The organism is Marinobacter sp. MDS2, from assembly GCF_030718085.1.
Taxonomy (GTDB): Bacteria; Pseudomonadota; Gammaproteobacteria; order Pseudomonadales; family Oleiphilaceae; genus Marinobacter.
The window spans coordinates 717,331-740,257 of the sequence record NZ_JAVAJF010000001.1 but is presented as its reverse complement, the minus strand read 5'-3'; the positions used below and the strand labels follow the sequence as shown (position 1 = coordinate 740,257).

The 22,927-nt window shown below is 54.2% G+C and carries 20 protein-coding genes; 13 read left to right on the top strand and 7 right to left on the bottom strand.

Going from position 1 to position 22,927, the window contains the following annotated elements:
* Positions 1–4 precede the first annotated feature (4 nt).
* Positions 5–1,027, top strand: a complete 1,023-nt coding sequence (locus Q9245_RS03535) for an AraC family transcriptional regulator (protein ID WP_305895859.1) — start codon at positions 5–7, stop codon at positions 1,025–1,027.
* Positions 1,028–1,249: 222 nt separating this feature from the next.
* On the opposite strand, the gene Q9245_RS03530 is transcribed toward Q9245_RS03535, so the two are convergent.
* Positions 1,250–2,221 carry a response regulator gene (locus Q9245_RS03530; protein ID WP_305895858.1) on the bottom strand — a complete coding sequence of 324 codons (972 nt, stop codon included), beginning with the start codon at positions 2,219–2,221 and terminating at the stop codon, positions 1,250–1,252.
* A gap of 135 nt (positions 2,222–2,356) precedes the next feature.
* Here Q9245_RS03530 and Q9245_RS03525 point away from each other — a divergent pair, with 135 nt between their 5' ends.
* Together Q9245_RS03525 and Q9245_RS03520 are read left to right on the top strand one after the other, a co-directional pair.
* Positions 2,357–2,839 (top strand): YajQ family cyclic di-GMP-binding protein, encoded by a 483-nt coding sequence (locus Q9245_RS03525; RefSeq protein WP_247064945.1) that lies wholly within the window; start codon positions 2,357–2,359, stop codon positions 2,837–2,839.
* A 133-nt stretch (positions 2,840–2,972) separates the two neighbouring features.
* Positions 2,973–4,271, top strand: coding sequence for an MFS transporter (locus Q9245_RS03520; RefSeq protein WP_305895857.1), 1,299 nt, complete (start codon positions 2,973–2,975; stop codon positions 4,269–4,271).
* 61 nt (positions 4,272–4,332) lie between these two features.
* Here the strand turns inward: Q9245_RS03520 and Q9245_RS03515 are convergent, their stop codons facing one another.
* Complete coding sequence (locus Q9245_RS03515) at positions 4,333–5,787, bottom strand: YdiU family protein (protein ID WP_305895856.1); 1,455 nt, start codon at positions 5,785–5,787, stop codon at positions 4,333–4,335.
* 235 nt (positions 5,788–6,022) lie between these two features.
* Here Q9245_RS03515 and Q9245_RS03510 point away from each other — a divergent pair, with 235 nt between their 5' ends.
* The 7 genes from Q9245_RS03510 (at position 6,023) to Q9245_RS03480 (ending at position 16,109) form a co-directional block, all read left to right on the top strand.
* Entirely contained in the window at positions 6,023–8,143 is a 2,121-nt protein-coding gene (locus tag Q9245_RS03510) for a type VI secretion system Vgr family protein (RefSeq protein WP_305895855.1), read from the top strand.
* Positions 8,140–11,463 (top strand): toxin VasX, encoded by a 3,324-nt coding sequence (locus Q9245_RS03505; RefSeq protein ID WP_305895854.1) that lies wholly within the window; start codon positions 8,140–8,142, stop codon positions 11,461–11,463. The genes Q9245_RS03510 and Q9245_RS03505 overlap by 4 nt, the downstream gene beginning before the upstream one ends.
* Entirely contained in the window at positions 11,460–12,533 is a 1,074-nt protein-coding gene (locus Q9245_RS03500) for a hypothetical protein (protein ID WP_305895853.1), read from the top strand. The genes Q9245_RS03505 and Q9245_RS03500 overlap by 4 nt, the downstream gene beginning before the upstream one ends.
* Positions 12,534–12,745: 212 nt before the next feature.
* Positions 12,746–13,645: a hypothetical protein gene (locus tag Q9245_RS03495; protein ID WP_305895852.1), complete on the top strand. Its 900-nt coding sequence runs from the start codon at positions 12,746–12,748 to the stop codon at positions 13,643–13,645.
* Entirely contained in the window at positions 13,602–14,726 is a 1,125-nt protein-coding gene (locus Q9245_RS03490) for a hypothetical protein (protein ID WP_305895851.1), read from the top strand. The genes Q9245_RS03495 and Q9245_RS03490 overlap by 44 nt, the downstream gene beginning before the upstream one ends.
* Positions 14,727–15,090: 364 nt before the next feature.
* On the top strand, positions 15,091–15,564 hold the full coding sequence (locus tag Q9245_RS03485; protein WP_305895850.1) for a hypothetical protein: 474 nt from the start codon (positions 15,091–15,093) through the stop codon (positions 15,562–15,564).
* Between the two features lie 20 nt (positions 15,565–15,584).
* A complete protein-coding gene (locus Q9245_RS03480) occupies positions 15,585–16,109 on the top strand; it encodes a hypothetical protein (RefSeq protein WP_305895849.1) in 525 nt (174 codons plus the stop codon).
* A 67-nt stretch (positions 16,110–16,176) separates the two neighbouring features.
* On the opposite strand, the gene Q9245_RS03475 is transcribed toward Q9245_RS03480, so the two are convergent.
* From Q9245_RS03475 to Q9245_RS03465, 3 genes are all read right to left on the bottom strand, one after another.
* On the bottom strand, positions 16,177–17,121 hold the full coding sequence (locus Q9245_RS03475) for a bile acid:sodium symporter family protein (protein WP_305895848.1): 945 nt from the start codon (positions 17,119–17,121) through the stop codon (positions 16,177–16,179).
* Between the two features lie 216 nt (positions 17,122–17,337).
* Entirely contained in the window at positions 17,338–17,778 is a 441-nt protein-coding gene (locus tag Q9245_RS03470; RefSeq protein WP_305895847.1) for a VOC family protein, read from the bottom strand.
* Positions 17,779–17,803: 25 nt separating this feature from the next.
* Complete coding sequence (locus Q9245_RS03465) at positions 17,804–18,712, bottom strand: DUF1853 family protein (protein WP_305895846.1); 909 nt, start codon at positions 18,710–18,712, stop codon at positions 17,804–17,806.
* 174 nt (positions 18,713–18,886) lie between these two features.
* Here Q9245_RS03465 and Q9245_RS03460 point away from each other — a divergent pair, with 174 nt between their 5' ends.
* Together Q9245_RS03460 and Q9245_RS03455 are read left to right on the top strand one after the other, a co-directional pair.
* Complete coding sequence (locus tag Q9245_RS03460) at positions 18,887–20,296, top strand: hypothetical protein (protein ID WP_305895845.1); 1,410 nt, start codon at positions 18,887–18,889, stop codon at positions 20,294–20,296.
* A complete protein-coding gene (locus Q9245_RS03455; protein ID WP_305895844.1) occupies positions 20,268–20,642 on the top strand; it encodes a hypothetical protein in 375 nt (124 codons plus the stop codon). Before Q9245_RS03460 ends, Q9245_RS03455 begins: the two co-directional genes overlap by 29 nt.
* Positions 20,643–20,704: 62 nt before the next feature.
* Here Q9245_RS03455 and Q9245_RS03450 read toward each other — a convergent pair whose 3' ends face one another.
* Entirely contained in the window at positions 20,705–21,244 is a 540-nt protein-coding gene (locus Q9245_RS03450; protein ID WP_305895843.1) for a cold-shock protein, read from the bottom strand.
* Positions 21,245–21,411: 167 nt separating this feature from the next.
* Between Q9245_RS03450 and Q9245_RS03445 the strand changes: the two genes are divergently transcribed.
* Complete coding sequence (locus tag Q9245_RS03445; RefSeq protein WP_133005025.1) at positions 21,412–21,630, top strand: SlyX family protein; 219 nt, start codon at positions 21,412–21,414, stop codon at positions 21,628–21,630.
* 138 nt (positions 21,631–21,768) lie between these two features.
* Here the strand turns inward: Q9245_RS03445 and dapE are convergent, their stop codons facing one another.
* Positions 21,769–22,899, bottom strand: a complete 1,131-nt coding sequence (dapE, locus tag Q9245_RS03440; RefSeq protein WP_305895842.1) for a succinyl-diaminopimelate desuccinylase — start codon at positions 22,897–22,899, stop codon at positions 21,769–21,771.
* Positions 22,900–22,927 lie beyond the last annotated feature (28 nt).

Below are 22,927 nucleotides of genomic sequence, written 5' to 3'. Positions count from 1 at the left end.
CGCCATGACCCCGTTGGGAACCGCTTCTGTAGCTGCACTTCGTCAATACGTTCGCTTCGCCGATGCCAACTCGTTGGCCGTGGCGGATTTGTTGCGCCAGTCCGGGCTGTCTGAAGACATCTTGGAGAGTGATGAGGGTCGCATCGACGGCGAGCAGTTTCAAACCTTCCTGCGTTTGCTGGCGGAGCGATCGAATAACTCGATTCTAGGTTTGGAAACCGGTGATTTCGTGCAGCCGGGTTCTTACAGTGTGCTGGGTTATATCACCATGAGTTGCGCCACACTGGGCGAGGCCGTTACTCGTATCGCGCCTTATGAAAAGTTGGTGGGCGATATGGGGACCACCCGGCTGCAAATGTCGGGTGATACCGTGACGTTGGTGTGGCGCTGCAATTACACCGACCCAATAGTTCAGCCCCACGTGGTGGATAACGTGTTTTCTTCATGGGTGAATTACGCCCGTTGGCTGGCCGATACCAACGAGGCTTCGCCACTACGCGTGACCTTGCAGCGAAAAACGCCCGGGGCGGAGCTGGAAGGCGAATATCAGAAGCGTTGGGGCTGCCCGGTGGAGTTCGGGGCCAAGGAAAACACCCTGTCGTTGAGCAAAGAGCTGTTGTCTGAGCGGTTGCGCCAGCCAGACCCGTTGCTTCGAAAAACTCTGGAAGCCCACGCGTTATCGCAATTGGCGGAGCTGGAAACCGATACCGACCTGACCACCAAGGTAAAGCAGGGGATTCAACGGCAACTCGCTCGAGGCATCACCCGGCAGGATATGATTGCCGAGGATTTGGGAATGACCAGCCGAACCTTGCAGCGCAAGCTAAGCCAGGAGGGCGCTTCGTATCAGAAGTTGTTGGACGAGGTACGCCAGCAGATGGCAGAAGATTATTTGCGCGATACCGAGATGAGTATACCGGACATTGCGTTACGGCTTGGCTATAACGAAACCACGTCGTTTCATCGGAAGTTCAAGGCGGCGGCAGGGCAAACGCCGGGAGAATATCGAAAAGCAGTAGCCCCATAAAAAGAAAGCCAGCTCATCGGAGCTGGCTAAATAGTATTCGGAAAGAACGAAAGTGCCTGAAAAATTCGTTGATCCTGGGGGAGAGCACCCATACGGCGGCGGAGGTACTACACGGCTCCTCCGCCATGGGTGGGTACTGCTTGATCCCACAAATTTAGAATAGGGCTTTTCGAACGTTCGGTCTGTTTGTGATGTGTGTCGCAGTGTTACTGAATGTATTTGCTACACACCTTGGCGTAATTCCGGTTTGGTTTCGGTAAAGCGCCGGGTTTCGTAAGCGTCTACCAGGCCTTGTACGGCGGCCCGTTCGACATCTTGTACGGTTGGTGTACCGTCTTCGGCACTGGCGCGGCACAGCACCATGCCGGCTTCCACAGAAATATACCCTGCCGATGTTTTCAGCGCCTTGTGGTTGATGCCGTCGAAAATTCGGCGAAAGGCCGTTGTGGTGCAGTGATCGCTGTTCGAGAAGTAAGACACGGTGGCAAACTGGTTGTCACCTACGCGGCACAAGGCGTCGATCGGGCGAATCAAGGTGCTCAGTCGGCGGGCGATGCCCACGCACAATTCGCTCATGATGCTGGGTGGGTGCTTGCGTTTCAGTTCCTGCCAGTTGCGGATGCCGCACATCACGTAAGCGGTGGAGCCGCCTCGGGATTCCGCGTGGCGCAGGGTTTTCTCCAAGCGCTGGCGGGCGTACTTGGCGTTGCATAGGCCGGTTTCCAGATCGATGATGTTGTTGCTTTCGAGTTCCTGGTTGTTCTCGACCAAGAGGGCGTTGGCCCGTAGCAGGGTGTTCTGGCGATCTGCCATGCGGTCGGCAGCAAAGATTCGGGGGATCAGCTGCTTGGTCATGTCTGACTTGTAGATGAAGTCGTCCACGCCTCGATCAAAGGCTTCCGACAAGGCTTCTACGCTTTCTTTGGCGGTCAGCAGCATGATGTAGGTGTAGTGGTTGTCGTGCTCATCGTGCTGGCGCACGCGGTCGGCCAGTTCCAGGCCATCCATTTCCGGCATCAGCCAGTCGGCAATGAGCACGCTTACCGGGCGTTCTTCCATGAGTTTCAGAGCGGCGGGCGCGTTGTTGGCTACGCGTATGTCGCGGTAACCGGCATTTCGCAAGGTGCGGCCGACCACCATACTGCTGAATTTGGCGTCATCTACTACGAGAATGGGTAGGTCGAGATTGGGCATTGTGTATCTACTTGTTACCAGGCCATTGTCAGATGCGATTAGTTGCCGCTCTTGGTATGCTTTGGCGGTTTCTATCATCCGGAATTTAAAATGTCGCCCTAGTATACCCTCGGCGGCCTTTGGAGAATAACGACTATGCCATCTTTTGATATTGTTTCAGAAATTGAAATGCACGAAGTGACCAACGCAGTGGACCAAGCCAAGCGCGATTTGGGCAACCGTTGGGACTTTAAAAACGTAGAAGCCGGCATTGAGCTGGAAGACAAGCGCCTGACACTGAGCGCCGAGCAGGAATTCCAGCTGGAGCAATTGGTGGAAATGATGCGGATGGCCTTCGCCAAGCGCAACATCGACAGCCGTGCACTGGCGGAAGACGGCGAAAGCAAAGCCGGCAAACTGGTGAAACAGCACTTCGCGCTGAAGCAGGGCATCGAGACGGATATGGCCAAGAAGATCGTGAAGATGATCAAAGACAAGAAGATGAAGGTGCAGGCCAGCATCCAGGGCGACAAGGTACGGGTAACCGGCAAGAAGCGAGATGATTTGCAGGAAGCTATTGCCATGTTGCGTGAGGCGGAGCTGGATATTCCGCTGCAGTTTAATAACTTCCGCGATTGATGAGCTCCAGGGCCGGGTCTTTGATGCCCGGCCTTTGTTTTGTGACCCAGGAGATTAACCTATCCAACTCAGCTCCCTTCTGACCCTGCTCCGGGAATCTGTTTACACCTATACCCGCTGGCAGTCGATTGTCATGCTGTTTCTCGGGTTTTCTGCCGGGCTGCCTTTTTTGTTGGTGTTTTCTACGCTGAATGCGCGGCTGGCGGATGTGGGCGTGGAGACGGCCACCATCGGGTTTTTCAGCTGGCTGGGTATTACCTATTCCATCAAGGTGATCTGGGCACCGGTGGTGGATCGGCTGAAGTTGCCGCTGCTGGACCGGCTGTTTGGTAAACGGCGAAGTTGGATTTTATTGGCGCAGGCGGGCATTGCGCTGGGCCTGTTCCTGATGGCCACCGTAGATCCGGTAAAAGCGCCGGAGATGATGGCGCTGTGTGGTTTGTTGGTGGCGTTTTCCTCCGCTACCCAAGATGTGGCGATTGATGCCTACCGCATTGAGATCGCGGAAGAGCGGCTGCAGGCCGCTTTAGCGGGGACGTACATATTTGGTTACCGGCTGGCGCTATTGGTGGCCGGTGCCGGGGCGCTATACCTGGCCGCGTTTTGGTCGTGGGAAGTGTCGTATCTGGTGATGGCGGCGTTGGTAGGCGTGGGTGCGTTAACCGTGTTGTTGGCGCGGGAACCTGAAGTGAACCACTACGCTGCAGCGCAGGATATTGCCCACAAGATTGAAGAAGAAGCGAGCAAGCGCACCCATTTTCCCCCGCGGGTTGCCCGTTTCGTGGGTTGGTTCTATGCCGCCATTGCCGGGCCGTTTGTGGATTTCTTTCGTCGCTACAAGGAACTGGCGATCGCCATTTTGGTGCTGGTGGCGGTGTACCGGATATCCGACATCGCCATGGGCGTGATGGCCAATCCGTTCTATCTGAACTTCATGGGCTTCAGTAAAACCGAAGTGGCGGATGTGACCAAAGTGTTTGGTTTCCTGATGACCATTGTCGGTTCGCTGGTGGGTGGCGTGCTGGTGATGCGTTACGGTGTTCGGCGTATCTTGCTTGCTGGTGCCGTACTGACCGCGGCGACTAATTTGCTGTTCGTCTGGCTGGCCCAGAACCCGCCGGATTTGGTGACGTTGGCGGTGGTGGTCAGTGCCGACAACCTCAGCGGCGGCATCGCCAACGTGGCGTTGATTGCCTGGTTGTCCAGCATGACCAGTGCTTCCTTCACCGCCACTCAATACGCGCTGTTCAGCTCACTGATGACCTTGCCCGGCAAATTCCTCGGCGGCTTCTCTGGCATCGTAGTGGCCAACTTCGGCTACGCCGAATTCTTCGCCGTGGCCGCGGCCATGGGCATCCCCGCCATCCTTCTGGTGCTCTACCTCTTCAAACACGCCGCCCGCCTGGATGCCCTAGCGCCCGCCAAATCTTAAACTGGGGTCAGACCCCCGAACATTTCGCGCGGCCAAATGTATTGGGGGTCTGACCCCAATCTTAGGATGAGCAGCTGATGTTCATATGCTTGCCCCAGTCCGGGGGTGGGGCGGCGAATTGTTCATGATTGGGGTGCTCATCAAACGGGTTTTCCAGCACCTTCAGTAGTTCTTTCATCGGGGCGTAGTCGCCGTTTTGGGCTTCCAGTATCACTTGCTGGGCGAGATAGTTGCGCAGGATGTATTTCGGGTTTACCTGGCGCATGGCGTATTCACGCTCGTCGTGGGCGCGGGTTTCGTTTTGCAGGCGTGCTTGGTAACGCTCCAGCCATTCGTTTGCGATGCTGCGATCGACAAATAGATCCCGAACCGGCCCGTGGCCGTGGCGACTCAGGTTAGAGAGGCCGCGGAAGAAGTGGGTGTAGTCCACTTTGTGTTCGTGCAGCATGCTGAAGGTTTCCATGATCAGGCCGAGGTCGCCCTCGTCGCTTTCTTCCAATCCGAGTTTGCCGCACATGTTGTGTTTGAAGCGTTCGTTGTAGGCGCTTTCGTAATGGCTTAGGCTCCGGCGAATGGTGTCTTCCTCCATCACCGGCAGCAGTGCGCTGGCCAGATATTGGCAGTTGGTGAAGCCCATTTGCGGCTGGCGGTTGTAGGCGTATCGGCCGCCTTGGTCTGTGTGGTTGCAGATGTAACCGGCGTCGAAATCGTCCAGGAAGGCGTAGGGGCCGTAGTCGAAGGTGTCGCCGATGATCGACATGTTGTCGCTGTTCATTACGCCGTGGCAGAAACCGACGGCTTGCCAGTCGGCGATCAAACGGGCCGTGCGTTCGACTACTTCTTCCAGCCAGCGGGCATGGCGCTGTTCTTCAGGCAGGTTGATCAGGTGCGGGAAGTGCAGGCTGATGACGTGCTCCAGCAGCGTTTTCACCGCGTCCGGGCCTTCGTGGTGTGCGGCGAATTCAAAGTGGCCGAAGCGAATATGGCTTTGGGCGACGCGCATAAGGGAGGCAGCAGTTTCAAGGGATTCCCTGCGCACCGGGTCTTTCGCGCTCACCATAAACAGTGCGCGGGTGGTGGGAATACCCAGGCCGTGCATGGCCTCAGAACACAGGTATTCCCGAATGGTGGAGCGCAATACCGCCCGGCCATCCCCGAAACGGGAGTAAGGGGTGTTGCCTGCACCTTTCAAATGCCAGTCCCAACGAGTGCCATCGGGTGCAACGGTTTCCCAGAGCAGCAAACCACGGCCATCGCCCAGTTCAGGGTTGTAGACGCCGAACTGGTGGCCGGTGTACTTCATGGCAACGGGGTCCATGCCTTCCAGCAGCTCCGCCCCTGCACCGATGTTGGTCCAGTCATCTTCATTGCGAGCGTGGAAGCCCATCTGCTCGGCAAGGGCGTGGTTAAAACACACCATCTTCGCGCCGGAAAGCGGCTGGGGCATCACCCGGGAATAGAAACTGTCTGGCAACTCCAGATAGCGGTGTTCCACCTTAAAGTCATTCGTGCTCATAACTCGACTCTTCAACAATGGGGTCAGACCCCCGCGCATTTGATGGCGCGAAATGTATCGGGGGTCTGACCCCACAGAGTGCAGAGGGGGTTGGATAAATGCAACCGGCGTTAAAAGTTTGGAGTTTGAGAGGTGGTGCAGGTACCGGTGGTTTGTATTCGAAAACAGGGCCGCTATAATCGGCGCTGGCTCAGGAGGAGTCGGTTTTCACTTTTAAACTTCAGGGATCGAAGTTATGCCCCAGGCAAGCGGATTGCAGTTCACCGCCCGTGTTGGCGAATTCCCCTCAGACCACTTTGTGGTCGCCAGTTTTGTGCTCACCGAAGGGTTATCCACGCTTTCCCATGGCCGTTTGAAACTGGCCAGCACCGACCCAGACGTGCAAGCAGCGGATGTATTGGAACAACCCGTTGATTTGGTGGTGTGGCAAGACGGCCAGCCTCTGCGCCGCTTTAATGGCGTGGTGAGCGAATTTGTACGGGGCAATACTGGCCATCGCCGCACCCATTACGAAGTGGTGATTCAGCCTCCCGTGTGGCGCTTGGGCTTGATGCACAACAGCCGGATTTATCAGGCACAGACCACCGATGCCATTGTGCGCACGCTGCTGGAAGAGCGGGGCATTGTGGATACGGTGTTTGATTTAAAGCGTTCCCCCGAAGAACGGGAATACTGCGTCCAGCACCGGGAAAGCGACCTGAAATTCTTGGAACGACTGGCTGCGGAAGAAGGCTGGCACTACCGTTACCAGCACGGCAGCGTGGATGGCGAAGAGCAGCCGGCGTTAGTCATTGCCGATCATCACGGTGATGCGCCGAAGCTGACTCCCGTTGAATGCAACACCAAAGCCGGCGGCAGCACCCAGCAGGCCTGTATCTTTAGTTTCGCCTACGAAGAAAGGGTGCGAGCTTCATCGGTGGCGATGAAAGACTACACCTTCAAGAACCCCGCCTACGCTCTGATGCATGAACAGAGTGCCGGTGGCGTGAACCACCGGGAAGAATACCAGCACTACGACTACCCCGGCCGCTACAAAGCCGACGCCAGCGGCCAGCCGTTTACCCAGACTCGTTTAGACGCGCTGAGAAACGACGCTTCTGTCGCCAAAGGCAAAAGCAATCGCCCGGACTTTGCCGCTGGCGCCAAAGTGGAGCTGCAAGACCACGACAGTCAAAGCCTGAACCGGGAATGGCTACTGACCTCCATCACCCACACCGGCAAACAACCGCAAGCGCTGGAAGAAGAGGGCGGTGGTGAACCCGCCAGTTACGCCAACGAATTCACCGCCATTCCGGCCGACAAAACCTGGCGGCCATTGTGCAACCACAAGCCGCTGATGGACGGCCCGCAAATGGCCATTGTGACCGGCCCCGAGGGTGAAGAAATCCACTGCGACCAATACGGCCGCGTGAAAGTAAGATTCCCGTGGGATCGATACTCGAACAACGATGAACACAGTAGTGCCTGGTTGCGAGTGTCCCAAGGCTGGGCTGGCGGCCAGCATGGTTCTATGGCATTACCGAGAATCGGCCACGAAGTGATTGTCAGCTTCCTGGATGGTGACCCGGACCAGCCGATCATCACCGGCCGCACCTATCATGCGACCAACACGCCACCGTATGCGCTCCCGGAACACAAAACCCGGACCACCCTGAAAACCAAATCCCACAGGGGCGAAGGCAGCAACGAACTGCGGTTTGAAGACGAAGCCGGTGAAGAGCAGATCTACGTTCACGCCCAGAAAGAGCTGGACTTGCTCACGGAAAACAACCGGACGGAGGTCATTAAAAACGATCGCCACCAGACGGTGGAAAACAACCGATTCAGCCACATCAAAGCGGCGGACCATTGCGCCACCGACGGTGAAAGCCGGCTGTCCGTTGGCACTGATTGTAGCCAGAGCGTTGGCGGTACTTTTCATCAGAAGACTGCTCGAACCATGGCCTCAGAAGCCGGCACCGAGGTGCACCACAAAGCCGGTGCCAAAGTGGTGTTAGATGCGGGCGCTGAACTGACCATTTCCGGTGGTGGGAGTTTTATAAAACTGGACCCCAGTGGGGTTACGTTGAGCGGGCCGGGGATCAAGATTAACTCTGGTGGGGCGCCGGGGAGTGGTTCAGGGCAGGGGGCTGTTGCTCCAGAACTACCGCAGATGTTCGGGAATGATGATGTCGGAGTGCCGCAATCTCCCGCGTTGGCAAGCGTGGGAAAGCGAAAGTCAGCCGCACCCGACCAAATGAATGTTGAGCAGTTACCGGGCACTGACCGAAAACTGATCATTGATGTCATCGGAGGTAATCTCGGGCGGGATTCAGTTGAGGCCGTTATTGGAAGCGAAGGGGAGGAAAACGCATGACCGACGCAGTGGAATTTGTGGATGAGTCCCGGGATCGCTCGGTTTTGAGAAAGGCGGAATATGACGACGCTGATCCGAAGGATTTGGTTCTGACGGTGCCCAAGCGAGATGGCGGCAAAATTACCATTCCTCTTCTGGAAAACGCTCGCTCTAATATTGAACGCGAGGATTATCAGGAAAACACCCTCCTTAGGGTAAAACCTTTGGCCGAGATCGCTGATAACCTGCCTGTGAAATCTGGCGGGCTAACGATTAATCAAGGTAAGGGCGTAGCGCTGTTGCGGCCTGGTTACTTGTATATTTTTCGGAAAGATCGGCTTTGGCGGGAGTTGGAGATCAATGAAAACTCTCGTTTCAGTGACATTGATCTTGCAGCAATCCGTATTGAAGTGACGGATGACGATTCCAGCGTGCGGATGGTCAGGCCATCCAGCGGCGATTGGCTAGATGATGTGTTGCTGCCGGTTTTTCTTCAAGGACAGGCAGTCATGTCTGAGTTTTACATGGCTTATAGCGAGGTGCAGTGGGACTGGTCTTATATCGAGTATCTTGAACAAAACGAAACGGCTCGCAAAACCAGAACCACATATGCAGGTTCTGCATGGGCTGCGGCGAGTGTTGAAAGCTTAAGCTTCAGTAGTGGTTTTCCAGCCTCGCGCATTGAGGATGTGACAGAGCTACGCGCAAGAGATCTGGGTGTCGAACTGATGCTCGAAAATCCCAGTGATTTTGGAATAGGGTTCGATGGACCGGTCGAGGGTGAATTGTGCGCTAAACTTGGCCGGTTACTCGAAGCTCCTTTTGATATGAGTTGTGAATCGGGTGAGGATCAATTATCAGAAATTAGACAGAAGCAAGGTGTGGCATGTTTGGCTATTTCTGATCCTTTGTTCACGCTTCGGCATTCGATGTCGCAGCTGCACCTGGCTTTGCATTATCTCGATGCAGTGGATGTGTCTATCCAGAGCAATCCGATGGTGCACTCTGCGATGCTCATCCGTCAGGCTGTATTTGATCCTGTATCCCGCGGCCAAAATCCCTTGGCCAGATATGCATCGGCCGTTGACCGCTCTAAGCTCGATCAGGTGCTCAAGGCCGACGAAAAGCATCATGCTATCAACGTTATTGATCGGTACTTAGCAAAGATGAGAACAATGCTGAGTAGCGAAAAGCTTGACGTGGTGCTGGAGGACTATCGGGCGTGTAATGACGTGGCGATCTGCGAAGGGTATTTGCTGGTTGCGGACGTTCTTAATGTGCTCCAGCAGATCCCTGGTGTTCTTCGGGCTCAGGGCGTAACTCGCGGTGGGTGGATTCCGTTAGAGCTTCGTCGTTGGTTTTTCGAACGTTCGTTTTTGAGTAAGTGGGCACCGGAAGCAACAGAAGTCGGGGGACAACACCTTTTCGAGAGTTTAGAGAGGCGGGCTCAAGATACCACCGAGATTGACGAAGAGCTGTTGAAGCGACTCAACCTTCAGTCTCTGGTTTATCTGGAAAAGCAGTTAAATGAGCAAAATGGCGGGCTTGAATCAGGAATCAAAGGTGTCGCCAATGCGGGCAAAGTGAGTGGCATGATCGCTGGCTCGCTTAATGAGTGGAGTTCTGCGGTGCTTACCGTGGGTAAGCGGCTGATGGAAGAGAATCTTATCAAGCAGGTTGAGCTTCAGCGTGTCATGCAGGGTGTACTCTCCAATTTTGCATTGGTGGATCCTAGCCTTAAGCGTATTCACATAATGAGCCGGGCAGAGGAAAAGATTTCCGGGGCGATCATAGGTGTGTCCGGAAATGGATTGGTGCGGGGGCTGACTGATTTTGATCGAACGGAGGGTGTTCTCACCCGGTCAAAAGATTACCTGTACGCAGATTTGCTGGATGACTCTGGTCGAATAATGGCTTCTACTAGCCCCGCACGTATGCATGAAACTACAGAAGAGGCGATCCGTAAGGTTGGCGCTACGACTTCTGTATTCGTTGCCCCGGATGATCATCCGGAAGTGCGCAAGTTGAGCTTGGTTAGAGTGAATCTGGCTAAGAGTGTTAATGAAGTGGTTGATGGGCCTGCGGTATCTAAGGGGTTAGTCGTATTAGCGGCGTTTAACCTTTTTCTTGAGCTGAATAGTTTGAACAAGGCACTGAAGTCGGACAATGGTAACGTTGCTTTGAGTGTTGCAAAAGCATTTGCTGGCGCAGGTTCAGACTTAATTGCTGCATCATTTAAGCTCAGTGAGTTATTGGGGCGATCCTCTGCTGCAGCGGGCGGGCCAACGACAAAAACGTATAAAATAGCAACCCGACCGTTGTTTGAAATGAAAAACTGGATACTGATCGGCAACCGGTTAAAGACTCTAAATACCGCAACGTTGGTTAGGGTCGCAGGTTTGGCGACTTTTATTGCTGGAACTGCAGGAGCTGTGCTGAGTTTTTGGGATATGCGTATCAGCCTGTCCAACAAGGATTTTGATGCAGCTACTGGCCATGCTATGGCTATGACGGGCAGTTTAATTGTGTTGGCATCACCCCTTATGCACACCCTGTTGGTAATCCCGGGCTGGGGTTGGGCCATCTTTGGTCTGGCGATGGCTGTTGGTGGCGGCCTTTATGCCGCATCAGCTACGGATGATGCTTTCGAGCAACTTCTCAAGCGTGGCCCTTGGGGAACTCATCCTGACAATTCGTTGCCAGGTCGGGATGATAAAGCGTACTACAGCCAGCTTCTTGCGCTTTTATCTCCAATTCAGGTGACCGCGCAGCGATACGAAGATATTGAGCCGGATTCCGAGTTAACCCACCCTGATTATCGGCCTAAGCCAGACGATTACGTAATAACTGTCCAGTTGCCGCTAATCAGCCGCATCAGGTTGAATCAAGAATGTCAGGGTGGATATCCTTCAAGTCCGTTCAGGCTGGTGGTTCAAGAGGTTGCCTATCTTTCCTCAACCACTGACATTCCCTCAAAGGGCTTAACGCAATCCAGCACGGTTACCAATATGCTTAAAGCGACCCCGCTGACTAAGGTGACTGCCCGTCAGTCTTTACCACAACAGTCAGCAGTCCGGTTTTTGGTCAGACGCGAGATTCAGGATAGTGAATACCAAAGCTTTAATTATCAGGAATCTGTCGAAACCCGTGTAAGGGTAGGGCTGCAAGTAACCTTGGGGACAGAGCTTGGTCCTTTGGTGTTCCCTGCGCCCGTGTTTGAGGACTACGAATCGTTTGACCTGGCACGACACAGCCAGCCACCGCCTAAGGAACGTACATTCATGAACCCTTATGGCCAGCCCAAGTCTCCATATTGGTACTTTACTGAGGTCAGTATATGAAGGAGCTGAATTCGACGCCCGAGGTTTTCGACAGGGAGTTTCGAGCGACGAGGATTCGCCCCCTCCCGAAATCCTCAAAAGAGCGCACTCGCCTTGGCGAGGAACTCCAACCAATTGGCAGCTACGCGGGCATTATTCCGTATCACGGTACGATCGGCGATGTGGAGGTACTGCAGGATCATGAAAAGACCGACCCGGAGTTCAAATCCAAGGATTGGTGGTGGGATCACCAGCGGATTCGGTTTTTGAATGAAAAGTTAGGCCTCAAATTTTTGGTTCTTTTGTTACCGGTCATTTGGGTGCTTACCCTATGGTTCAGCGGCATCGCGCTCGTCGGCTGGGGTATTGTTGAGGCAAATAGCAAACTCAATATTGCTTCCGAGGTTTTGGTGGTAGCAGGAGGGTTTCTGTCGCTATCTTGGTTTGCGTTTGCAATTTGGGTCACCCCAGTCACCACCAACTGGCTCATGAGCACAGGCATGGGGTTTATTCTTAAACCCTTTGAGAAGAGCATTAACAAGAAACTGGATGACACTCTGGAAGACGGCTGCAGCGAGTTTAATCGTGTCACCGGGCAGGTTCGCATGGCTTTGGGTCGCAAGCGTTATTTCGAAGCCCCGTTTGTAGAATTCGATGCGTATGTGGACCGGGTGATTCAGCAGAGCGGTGTGTTCTACCGTCTTATTTTCGTGCACCGCTACACCCAAAAATCGTTCCACAAAACCGCTTTCAGTACTATTGAGTCCAGCAAACCGGAGGTTCTAGCGCTCTGGGACGTACTCCAGACATACATGGATGTGACGCAACCGCTGCCCGACGTACCAAGGCTGGAACCCTTCCGCCATCTGGACCCTGTCACCGCGGAACATGACGAACAGACCGGCCGCAACCCTCGCTTCTGGCGCGATCTGGATTTGGAAGCTTGGAAGCAAGGGGAGGGCGCACAGTGGTTGAAGCGGCAGATGGAATACCCTTGGAGTAAGCGCAAATGCAAACTCACACCGCAGCTCGGCAAGATCTCAATGGATGAGTACCGCAAACTACGGCCGACAAGCGCATCGCCGATATAAGCCTAGCGCTCCAGCCATCAAGCTTTTAACAAAGAGGCTATTGTGTGAATGGCAACGCCACAGGATCTGATTCTCGGACGGATATAATTCGGTGTAGTCGGATCCCTCCAATCCCAGAAGCAGAAAAAAGCAGGCAAAGACTAGGGCAAGATTTGCAGCCTGTTGGAGACTACGCGGATATTGAGCCCTTTTACCGAATATCCGGAGATTCAGTGCAGGTGCAGTATCAAGATCAAAGAGATCCCGAGGCTTTTAATTCAGGTGATTGGTGGTGGGATCAAAGCCAGATTCGATTCCTAAATGGCAAGGTGTTCATTGGCCTATCGGCTTTGCAGTTGCTAATTCCCTACGCTTGGGGCGGGCTGCTCTTCGTCGGTGGGGGGATGATGCTCTTACACTATGCCTCCATGCTAGAGCTCCCTTACGAATTAAAATCACTTTTAGGTCTTGGAGTTGTTTTGGGATGGATAGCTCTATCGATATTGCTAATCATCAAAACGATGCCTTGGGTTATGAGTACCGTGGCAATCCTGTTAAAACCCTTCGAGAGTTTCTATAGGACCCTATTGGACCGCAGCCTTGAAGCAAGCGAAAGCTTCTTCAGCCGAGAAACTGGCCAAATATGCTTTGCTCTGCCTGGAGGTAAAAAGCTGACAGCGCCCCTTGAAGAATTCGATGCCTATGTTGAGCGGGTCATCGAAGCGGGCGGTATCTTTTATCGCCTGATGTTTGTGCATCGTTATACCGGTAAACAGTTTAGCCAGACGTCCCTTAGTCGGGTTGAGCCTACAAAAGAAGAAGTGATGGCGCTTTGGGATATGCTCCAGCGCTACATGGACACCTCGCAGCCCCTACCTGACGTACCAAGGCTAGAACCCTTCCGCCATCTGGACCCTGTCACCGCGGAACATGACGAACGGACCGGCCGCAACCCTCGCTTCTGGCGTGATCTGGACCTGGAAGCCTGGAAGCAAGGGGAGGGCGCTCAGTGGTTGAAGCGGCAGATGGAATACCTGTGGGGCAAACGCAAGTGCAAACTCACGCCGCAGCTCGGTGAAATCTCGATGGATGAGTACCGGAAGCAGCGGCCGTCTGAAGCTTGGCCGATTTGAGGGACTTATGACAGAGTTATCACAGATGTCTATTTTTTCTGATACAGCCTTTCGGTCGTTTGAGAACAGCCCCCTTCCGAAATCCTCAAAAGAGCGCACTCGCCTTGGCGAGGAGCTTCAACCCGTTGGCAGCTATGCGGGCATTATCCCCTATCACAGTGCGATCGAGGATGTTGAAGTACTCCAAGACCACGAAAAGACAGATCCTGAGTTCGAGTCCAAAGATTGGTGGTGGGATCACCAAAAAGTTCGATTCGTGAATGAAAAGTTGGGTCTTAAATTTTTCGTTCTTTTAGTACCGATGATTTGGATTTTTACTTTGGTTTTTGGTGGGTTGGGTGCCATTGTTTGGGGCTCACTGCAGTTAACCGAATTATATGAATTTCATGCTCTTCTTCATTTACTAATGCTATTTACTTTGGTGCCATCGTGGTTGCTATTTTCATTTTGGGTAGCTGGTACAACCACCAACTGGCTCATGAGCACAGGCATGGGGTTTATTCTTAAACCCTTTGAGAAGAGCATTAACAAGAAACTGGATGACACTCTGGAAGACGGCTGCAGCGAGTTTAATCGTGTCACCGGGCAGGTTCGCATGGCTTTGGGTCGCAAGCGTTATTTTGAAGCCCCGTTTGTAGAATTCGATGCGTATGTGGACCGGGTGATTCAGCAGAGCGGTGTGTTCTACCGTCTCATTTTCGTGCACCGCTATACCCAAAAGTCCTTCCACAAAACCGCTTTCAGCACTATTGAATCCAGCAAATCGGAGGTTCTGGCGCTCTGGGACGTACTCCAGACTTACATGGATGTGACGCAACCGCTACCTGACGTACCAAGGCTGGAACCCTTCCGGCACCTGGATCCAGTCACCGCGGAGCATGACGAACGGACAGGTCGTAACCCACGCTTCTGGCGCGATCTGGATTTGGAAGTTTGGAAGCAAGGGGAGGGCGTAGAGTGGCTGAAGCGGCAGATGGAATATCCCTGGAATAAGCGGAAGTGCCGGCTCACGCCGCAACTCGGTAAGATCACGATGGCGGAATACCGAGAGCTACGTCCGGCCGATGCCTGGCCGATTTGAGATGCTTGATGGCGTCGGCGCAGCCACTTGTCGCTCGCAACTCAGTGTTTTGTGTTGCTTGAGGGATCTGCGTGACTGAGCTGCAGTTGGGAAGTGGTTTTTCGAACGCGGCCTTTCGAGCTATGGAGATGGGGCCACTGCCACCTTCCCCCAAAGAACGAACGCGCATCGGCGAGGAACTTCAACCTGTCGGTACCTATGCAGCGTTATTCCATATCTCGGCACGATTCAAGACGTTGAAGCCCTTCAGGGTCATGAAGGGTTCGACCCCGAATTTACATCCAAGGATTGGTGGTGGGACCACCAAAAAATCCGGTTTCTGAACGACAAATTGGGTTTTAAGTTTCTGATCCTGATTGTGCCTATGACTTGGGTGATTACATTATGGATTGGGGGGCCAGCATTAATGATCTGGGCCTTGGGGGAGATGCAGTTTGTTGCTGAACTTCCGGCCCTCCTGGTCGGAGTGTTTATCATTTTCTTTATATTGGCATGGTTTGCTTTCGCGGTCTGGGCGACACCCATCACAACAAACTGGCTAATGAGTACCGGTATGGGCTTTGTTCTTAAGCCCTTCGAGAAAGCCATCAACAAAAGGCTGGACAAGACCCTTGAAGACGGCTGCAGCGAATTTAACCGAATACACTGGCCAAGTGCGCTTAGCTGGCGTGACCTCGATCTGGAAGCCTGGAAGAACGGTGAGGGCTGGAACGAGGTCCATCGGCGGCAGGAGAATTATCCGTGGGGCGAGAGGACCTGCAAGCTCACTCCGCAACTGGGAAAAATATCGATGGAAGAATATCGTAAGCAACGGCCTGAGAGTGCTTGGCCAATTTAACGTTACAAGGAGAGTAAACAATGGACTATCAAATCAAAGAACTTATAAAGCAGGGCTTAAGCCGAAACGAAATCTTTGAGCAGCTCAAAAAGCAGTCGGGCAATCAAATGCGTTTGGCCAATAAGATCGCAACGTTCGAGCATGGCTCACCGTCTATACAAACCATCCTGCTCAATCGGATCCTGCTGACGCTCTGCCTGCTTCAGGCGTTTTTTGGGGTTTGGGTGATATACTCCAGCGTGGTCCCGATGGATGAGGAGTTCGGCTGGCAAGGCATCGTTGCAACATTCATTTTGACGATTTTCTATTTTGTCGGCCTGTTCAGGAAGTCTTTCACCGGATATGCCTCATATATTCTGCTCTGTATTACCGTTGCTGCCGGCTATGTCTATTTCTTCAACCATTTCCCGGTCGTCTCGATCTTGGGCGTTTTGCTGGCCGTTGCCGGGGGCTCTCTCTCATATACAATCAAGGTTCGACTTTTTCCTCACATGGGTTTTATGGATGTGAGGAAGGATGAAAACGGAATGTATATTTTTGAATAACCGCCTGCAGACCACCTTTGAAACTATGCGGGCGAAGCCGGTCGGCTTCGCCCGCGGATTCAAGGTCTTAGCTTTCAACCGCTAACTGAGCGCTGTCGCGCTCCTCAGGCTGCCGCCGGGACCAGTAGCCCGCCAGAATAGAGCCGGATATGTTGTGCCAAACGGAGAATAGCGTACCCGGAATGGCGGCCACCGGGGTAAAGAATTTCATCGCCAGTGCAGTGGCCAGGCCGGAATTTTGCAGACCAACTTCGAAGGCGATGGTGCGACACACTGTCGGCTCGAAGCCAAACAGTCTTGCCAGCCCATAACCGAGCGCCAGCCCAAGCCCATTGTGCAGGATGACCGCCACTGCGATTGCCATACCCTGAACGGCGAGGTTATCTTTGTTCAGTGCCACCACAATCGCTACGATGATTACAATAGCCGCCATGGACACCAGCGGTAGTATGTTTTCGATACGTTTTATTGCGGGACGAGCGAGAGTGTTGATGGCCACGCCGATACCCACTGGAAGAAGGACAATCTTGACCAGACTGAGCAGCATGGCGGCAACGGGTACGTCTACAGTCTTGCCCGCAAGGAATCCTGTCAACAAGGGGGTCAGCACAACTCCGAGCAGGGTTGAGATTGCGGTCATCGAAATAGACAGCGCGACATCGCCCTTGGCCAGATAGGCCATGACGTTGGATGAGGTACCACCTGCAACACTGCCAACCAGAACCATACCAACCGTTTGTTCAGGGCTGAATCCCATCACCAGGCTAATGACCAGTGCCAGGATGGGCATGACTGAGAACTGCAGAATAACTCCTAGGGTAATGGCACCTTTGCTCCGCGCAACATTGCCGAAGTCGGCAGGTGTCAGTGTCAGGCCCATGGCTAGCATGATTATGGTAAGAAGAGGCACAATTGTGCTTTTCAGATCGACAAACAGCGTTGGCTGAACGTAAGCGAGTACAGAAAAAGCGATGGCCCAGAGGGGAAATAGCTGGGTGATTCTGGCAATCATGAAGGTGATCCTGGCAAGAGAGATGTAGGTTTTTTGTCCCGTGAAGCTTTAAGAGCACTGGATCACAGCGACTCCCAGAACGGGTTCTAGATACTTAACACCAGTGCTTTTGGCTCTGCCGTTATCCGCAATGAGAACCTATGTTATCTTTCATGCCAGTAATTCACCAATTAGACGTTGGGGTCAGACCCCAGGGGGCGAATATCTCCCAACCCCTCACCAACTCCCCACATTCTCCATGCTCGCCCAAGGCTCCCGAGCCGGCAGCGAATCCCCCTTCTGCAACAACTCAATGGAAATCCCGTCCGGCGTGCGAATAAAAGCCATATAACCGTCTCTCGGAGGGCGGTTAATGGTGATGCCGTTCGCTTGCAGCTTTTCACACAGAGCGTAGATGTCGTCCACCCGAAACGCGAGGTGTCCGAAGTTGCGGCCACCGGTGTATTCTTCCGGGTCCCAGTTGTAGGTCAGTTCTATGGTGGGAGCTTTGTCTTGCCGGGCGCGTTCTTCGTCTTCAGGGGCGGCCAGAAACACCAGAGTAAAGCGGCCTTTCTCGCTGTCTTTTCGGCTGATTTCGACCAGGCCGAGCAGGTCGCAGAAGAAGTGGAGTGTCTCGTCCAGGTTGCTGACCCGAATCATGGTGTGCAGGTATTTCATGATGATCTCCTGTGTTGATGTTGTGCTAGCGACGGCTTTGAGGCCAGCTGCTGGGAACTACAAACCAGCGATCTGTTTCTACCCAGCAAGATAGTTCAGCTTGCCAAGCCATCTCCGCAAACAGTGCCGGTATACCTTCTGCCTCAACCCACTGGATGGTTGCCCGGGCTGCATCGGCATCTGGTTGGCCGTGCTGGTTCCAGGGGCCTATCCAATGGGGTTTATTCAGACGAACCCAATGGCGGGTCTTTTCTGTATTGAGGTTCGCGGCATAGCGCCATTTCCCGGTTAAGTGGTCGTCGGGAACCGTGGTCGGCAGTTCGGCGAATTCATCATTAGGGTAGAACAGATATCCGGGCATGAATATCCGTGGTTTGACGGGGTCGTGAATGCCGAGCTTAGCCAACACATTTTGGGTTTCAGGCCGCTGCGCCATTTGGCTTTGGTGCGACAACATATGATGGCTTTTAAGATCTAGCCGGTCACGCGCATTGGGGCCGTACCATAGGGTTGGCCCTTCGGCTGCAGGTACGCCCAGATAGTACTTGATGGCGATTTCGTGGTGTTCAAATTCGCCCGACACCGGGTTTCGTAGCAAGAAATCCAGCTCTCCCAACGTTTGTTTCTCGGTTCGTATTTGTTGGTTTTTCAAAACAACTTCCCAGCCCATAAGGTCGCTTAGCATCACTTCGTAAAGCCGTTCAAAGTAGTGGCCGAGTCGTTTTTCCATAGGGGCCAGAAAACGAGCGGGTGCGTCCTTTGGGTGGCGGTCCCAGTGTATGAGGGTGGCTAGATAATTCGGAGGTAGAAACTCGAAGGGCCGAAAGCTGATGGGAGACGCCACCAATTGCGGCGCCTCACACAGCCAGGCCAGATGGCGGACTGCCGGGGTTTTGAAACGATGTAGGGAAAGCGGTTCTGACGTTGTATTCATGCGTTCAGGATACCTGAATCCTAAAGCGGTTGAGAGTTCGAAAACGGATCCTCAATGTCGGTAGCTTTCAAAAGTTTAATTCAAGGATGTAAGCGCCGTGTGACCTTTACCGCCATCGCGCAGGGTGGGGTTTGTTAAAATTCCGGGCTGTTTTATCCCCGATGGAGAGCCTGAATGGAAGATTGGCAAGGATGCTTAGAGCCCCAATGCCAGCAAGCACTGCTTGTGGCCCGAGACAATGTTGGGAAGCGGGGTGGCTCGGTGATTACAGCGGAAGACTTTCTGCTGGCAATGTTGGATGAGGTTGACGCAGTAGCCCCCTTTCTCAGGCGCCAAGGCGTGGATCTTGATGAGCTGGTTCGTACTGTTCAGGGCGAACAGCCGATTGTTGCTGAGGTGCACGGGGATGGTGATTTGTCATCGCAGCTCATCTACTGGATCTCAGCAACCCGCGAGGTGATTGACGGTCCTTGGTTAAACTGGTCCCAGCTTTTGCGGGGATTGGTGACCTGCGCCGAGCGACTGCAAGATAAAGCCTATGTGGCTGTGCTTGAATTGGTGGGTGTCTGGCCGGATGAAGGACTAAGTTCGGCTCGGGCGCGGGATACGAATACTTCCGAGTACGTTCCGTTAACCGTGGTCGAGTCAAGCTGGCTGGCGCTGGCTGAAGATGTCGCCGTTTCTCTTGCGGCGAACAAAACCGGGCTGATTTGGGTGCAAGGAGAGCGTAGTAGCGGTAAAACGACTTGGCTGCAGTCACTTTTGGGCACGCCGGGGCTCTATTGGGTGCAGGTCGATTTGCGTCGACAAGCGGAGGTTATGGCGCTGGAACAACCTGCGGTGCCCTCACAAAGTGAGGAGGCATGTGGTTGGCCGGTGTTGGTGCTGGATAACGTATCCCCGCTTGAATTGCTGGAGTTAATGGCGCAGCCAAACGGTGTTGCCCGAGAGCTGGTGTCTAGCTGGTGTGGGCCCATTTTACTGCTCGCGCCCTGCGCGGGGAGCGACGTAGGCGGTGAGCAGCGGCTAAACCATTTGCTCGGAAGAACGCTGGAGATCGTTCCATTGCCGCCTGTCAGCACCGCGCAACGGCGTGCGATTCTCACGGCGCATCAACCGTTGATCGAGAAACGATTTGGCGTTGAAATCGCTCTTTCCGCCCTAGAATATGCGGCCACCCGCCAAAGCTGCTGTGTGGCCTCGCCGGGCGGCATGCTCGAATGGGTACGAAGAACGGCTGCCCGCCTGCAGATGTTTGCCAGCCGCGGACCACTGGAGTCCATCGCGCTTGCGGGAAGGCAGGAGGTCGCTCACAGGCAGTCGCTGGTGTCAGTCGCACGGGGCGAGAGTTTTAGTCATGATGATCATGATGCGCAAGACTTGGAGTTGTCGAAGGTTGCTGCCGAAGTGCGGTGGCATGAACGGCAACGAGCCGGCACGTTGCGCCGGTTAATGGTGGACGATCTTCGCCAGGAATTGGGGCGATGGCTTGCAGCCGAGCAGGAGCCGGTTCACTATGTGCGGCAGAATAAGCAACAGCATGGAGATACCTTGGGTGCAGGATCTGGAAATATACATTCGTGACCTTGAGCCGGGTGCCGTTTCCCGGTGGCTTGAAGGGCAGCTTGATGAGGTCCGGCTGGACGATGCCGATGTAACTTCGGTTGTTAAAGGCCGTGCGCGGTTCAACGGCAGCACGCTGCGCATTACCTTGTACCCCGGCGCGTTCGGGAAGCGGTTCACGTCGCTGGTAATTGAGGGCGACGAGTTGCCTTGGAACACGGATCTGGAATGCGCACGGAGCGCCTGGCGCAGGATGGAAGGCGAAATTCGCTGCAGTTTGGGCGAGTGGCAGGAAGGCGATTCAGTGGATGATGAAAAGTGGTGGCGATTAGATCATCGGGGGGAACAGCAGGTCGTGTGGAATTAACCGCGCCCTGAACGTAAAAAGGCAGCCGATCAAGGCTGCCTTTTTGTTTTTGCAGGGAGTGATCAATCGCTCAGGATTGACACGTTGTCTGCCTGCAGGCCTTTGTCGGCATCAACTACGTTGAAGCGAACCAGTTGGCCCTGGCGCAGTACGCGACGACCACGGCCACGAATGGCACGGAAGTGAACGAAGATCTCGTCTCCGCTTTCACGCACGATAAAGCCGAAGCCTTTTTTGACGTTGAACCACTTAACGGTACCTTCTTCGTCTCCTTCCGGAGTGTTGTCGTCAAAGTCGTCTTCGTCGTCGTAATCGTTCTGTGGCTGACTGGCGCGAGCCGGGCGGTTCTGAGTGCGAGCAGGGGCAGCAGGCGCTGCTTGCTTACCGGCAACCAAAACAGCGATAAAACCCACAATGGCGAAAACAGCAAACGCCATCAAATACGCGGCAATACCACCTTGGCTACCCAGGGCTTCAACGCCTTCGCCCATGGCGAGCAGTTTCAGCGGTGCCGGGGTGGCAGACAGTAACAGGCCCAGAACAAACGGTGCCGGAATTGCGATCAGGATAGCAACAAGGATCGCTTTGGCTGGATTACGCATTGGTTGGTTATTCTCCATAATTAAACGCTAACGATAAAAAGCCGAACATCGGGTAAAATGGCATGTCCGGCAGTGAACACCGCCGCTGAATTCTGTGTTTAGAATATCTGGCGTTGGCGGTAAAAGGCGCCATGATACCAGATTTACGAAAGGGCTGACCAAATCTCATGAGTAAAAAGACTCTCGAAGACCGGATTGCAGATCTGGAAATGCGACTTGCGTTTCAGGATGACGTAATCAACACCTTGAGCGAGCAGGTGACCAAGCAGGAAATGGACATTCGGGAGCTGTGGGAGGCGAAGCGGCTGATGCACCAGCAGCTTAAGGATGTGGCGCCTTCCCATATTCGGCGGGAGGATGAGGAGACCCCGCCGCCGCATTACTGATTTTGGAGTTTCGTTCTAACTCCGGGGTCAGACCCTCGCGCGGCCTTAGGGCCCAAAGACGCGCGGGGGTCTGACCCCTCAGTGCAGACCCCTCAGTGCAAAGGCCCATCAATCCGAGTGGGTCTACCGCCTTCCGAATTATCCCAGCAGTTCGACTAAAATCTGTTCGTAGATTTCTGACAGGGTATCCAAATCTTCTGCTTTCACGCATTCGTCCACTTTGTGGATGGTGGCGTTGATGGGGCCGAGCTCGACCACTTGTGCGCCGGTGGGGGCGATAAAGCGGCCATCGGATGTACCACCTGAAGTAGACAGTTCGGTTTCCCGGCCGGTGACGGTACGAATGGCTTCCTGGCTGGCGGACACCAGTGCGCCTCGGTCGGTCAGGAAAGGGCGACCACTGAGGTGCCATTGCAGGTCGTATTTGAAATTGTGGCGGTCGAGAATGGCGACCACACGTTCTTCCAGGCTTTCGGCGGTGTTTTCGGAGCAATACCGGAAGTTGAAGTGCACCACACATTCGCCGGGAATGATGTTGCTGCCCACGCCGGATTCAATTTTGGTGATCTGGAAGGTGGTGGGCGGGAAGAAATCGTTGCCGTTATCCCAGAATTCTTTCGCTAAAGCATCGAGTGCCGGGGCGACAGTATGCACCGGGTTTTCGGCCATATGCGGGTAGGCCACATGGCCTTGGATGCCGTGTACGGTCAGGTAGCCATGTAATGAGCCGCGGCGGCCGTTTTTGATCACGTCACCTACTTCGTGAGTGCTGGACGGCTCGCCAATCAGGCACCAGTCGATTTTCTCGTTTCGGGCTTCCAGTGTTTCAATCACTTTAACCGTGCCGTCGTGAGCCGGGCCTTCTTCATCGCTGGTGATGAGCAGGGCAATGGAGCCGCGATGATTCGGGTTCTTGGCGACGAAGCGTTCACAGGCTGTGACAAACGCCGCAAGGCTGCCTTTCATATCGGCTGCGCCGCGGCCGTACAAAAATCCTTCCTCGATGACGGGCTCAAAGGGTGCATGAGCCCAGTTCCGCTCGGGGCCGGTTGGCACCACGTCGGTATGGCCTGCAAAAGCCAGCACCGGGCCATCGGTGCCTTTTCGTGCCCATAGGTTGTCGGTTTCACCAAATCGCAGGTTCTCGCCGGCAAAGCCGAGTGGGGCGAGGCGGGACATCATCAGTTCCTGACAACCGGCGTCGTCGGGGGTGACCGACTTGCGGCGAATGAGGTCCATGGCGAGTTCGAGAGTAGGCGATAAGGTCATAGGAAGGCTCTTGCTTGTTCTGGAATGG

Coding starts and splice junctions, on each gene's coding strand:
- Q9245_RS03535 (WP_305895859.1), top strand. CDS start 5: ATGACCCCGTTGGGAACCGCTTCTGTAGCTGCACTTCGTCAATACGTT.
- Q9245_RS03530 (WP_305895858.1), bottom strand. CDS start 2,221: ATGCCCAATCTCGACCTACCCATTCTCGTAGTAGATGACGCCAAATTC.
- Q9245_RS03525 (WP_247064945.1), top strand. CDS start 2,357: ATGCCATCTTTTGATATTGTTTCAGAAATTGAAATGCACGAAGTGACC.
- Q9245_RS03520 (WP_305895857.1), top strand. CDS start 2,973: ATGCTGTTTCTCGGGTTTTCTGCCGGGCTGCCTTTTTTGTTGGTGTTT.
- Q9245_RS03515 (WP_305895856.1), bottom strand. CDS start 5,787: ATGAGCACGAATGACTTTAAGGTGGAACACCGCTATCTGGAGTTGCCA.
- Q9245_RS03510 (WP_305895855.1), top strand. CDS start 6,023: ATGCCCCAGGCAAGCGGATTGCAGTTCACCGCCCGTGTTGGCGAATTC.
- Q9245_RS03505 (WP_305895854.1), top strand. CDS start 8,140: ATGACCGACGCAGTGGAATTTGTGGATGAGTCCCGGGATCGCTCGGTT.
- Q9245_RS03500 (WP_305895853.1), top strand. CDS start 11,460: ATGAAGGAGCTGAATTCGACGCCCGAGGTTTTCGACAGGGAGTTTCGA.
- Q9245_RS03490 (WP_305895851.1), top strand. CDS start 13,602: ATGAGTACCGGAAGCAGCGGCCGTCTGAAGCTTGGCCGATTTGAGGGA.
- Q9245_RS03485 (WP_305895850.1), top strand. CDS start 15,091: ATGACTTGGGTGATTACATTATGGATTGGGGGGCCAGCATTAATGATC.
- Q9245_RS03480 (WP_305895849.1), top strand. CDS start 15,585: ATGGACTATCAAATCAAAGAACTTATAAAGCAGGGCTTAAGCCGAAAC.
- Q9245_RS03475 (WP_305895848.1), bottom strand. CDS start 17,121: ATGATTGCCAGAATCACCCAGCTATTTCCCCTCTGGGCCATCGCTTTT.
- Q9245_RS03470 (WP_305895847.1), bottom strand. CDS start 17,778: ATGAAATACCTGCACACCATGATTCGGGTCAGCAACCTGGACGAGACA.
- Q9245_RS03465 (WP_305895846.1), bottom strand. CDS start 18,712: ATGAATACAACGTCAGAACCGCTTTCCCTACATCGTTTCAAAACCCCG.
- Q9245_RS03460 (WP_305895845.1), top strand. CDS start 18,887: ATGGAAGATTGGCAAGGATGCTTAGAGCCCCAATGCCAGCAAGCACTG.
- Q9245_RS03450 (WP_305895843.1), bottom strand. CDS start 21,244: ATGCGTAATCCAGCCAAAGCGATCCTTGTTGCTATCCTGATCGCAATT.
- Q9245_RS03445 (WP_133005025.1), top strand. CDS start 21,412: ATGAGTAAAAAGACTCTCGAAGACCGGATTGCAGATCTGGAAATGCGA.
- dapE (WP_305895842.1), bottom strand. CDS start 22,899: ATGACCTTATCGCCTACTCTCGAACTCGCCATGGACCTCATTCGCCGC.